This window comes from Vibrio sp. OPT46, from assembly GCF_015163535.1.
In the GTDB taxonomy this organism is placed as follows: domain Bacteria; phylum Pseudomonadota; class Gammaproteobacteria; order Enterobacterales; family Vibrionaceae; genus Vibrio; species Vibrio alginolyticus.
Genome location: NZ_JADDYG010000081.1, coordinates 1 through 813, shown reverse-complemented (window position 1 = coordinate 813; position 813 = coordinate 1). Strand labels below are relative to the sequence as shown.

The following is an 813-nucleotide window of genomic DNA, read 5'->3' as shown; positions in this document are numbered from 1 at the left end:
ACAAGTAAAAAAAGCACTTACACTAGCATTCAAGTGCGTAAATGCTATTCAAGGCAAACGTCTTAGAAGCATCCGAACCCAACCTATTCAGAGCAAATATGGAAATTCCGACAAGGTGCTAGCATGCTGGTACAAACAGGTACGTGAATTCGAAACCAAACTTGGGTACTTACTGGATGATTTAAATACGGTGCTCCCTTACCTGGAGTGGGTCAATCAAGTACAAGATTTAGGAATCAAAAAATCTGAATGCAAAGGCCAACTTTTAGAGGTTGATTACATTACATGTAATCTCCTTACCAATCTGATTTACAAGTGTACCGCTTTTACAGAATCCTCAGAACACCAAGTAGGTCGATTTACATTCCACGAAATACTTCATGAGTTCATAAATTTAATGACTGTAAGGCATGCACTTGTTTACGGGCTACCACCTAAAATTGAAACAGTCTTCCTAAAGATGATCCGCAATAAACAAACAAGCTTTTTTAAGAATGGCTTTATCCCAGATCTGTTTGTTGTTGATGCTTGCAGTGAGATCAATAACACACTTAAAGCCATTAAATGTAGTAAAGATCGCGTATCTACCCACTCTGTAGAGCCTGGGTATAAGCTTACAGCTGAAGAAGCTAGCTACTACGATTTATATATACTGTAGAAAAATTTGACTGGTCATTATGGCCAGTCAAGCGCTCTCCACTAACAGGGGTCCCCCCTAGTCGCCACCGAGGCCCACCCGCCGGACTTACCCCTGCATCACTAGGGCTCGTCCCTCACCAAGTTCTGCCGCTCAAGGCTGCTGTCCACCAGCGC

The 813-nt window shown here is 42.6% G+C and carries 1 protein-coding gene; it reads left to right on the top strand.

The window, feature by feature from the left end; all coding sequences use genetic code 11:
• Positions 1–658, top strand: a 658-nt coding sequence (locus IQR33_RS03325; protein ID WP_193843515.1) for a hypothetical protein, incomplete at its 5' end; no start/stop codon positions are given.
• Between the last annotated feature and the right edge of the window lie 155 nt (positions 659–813).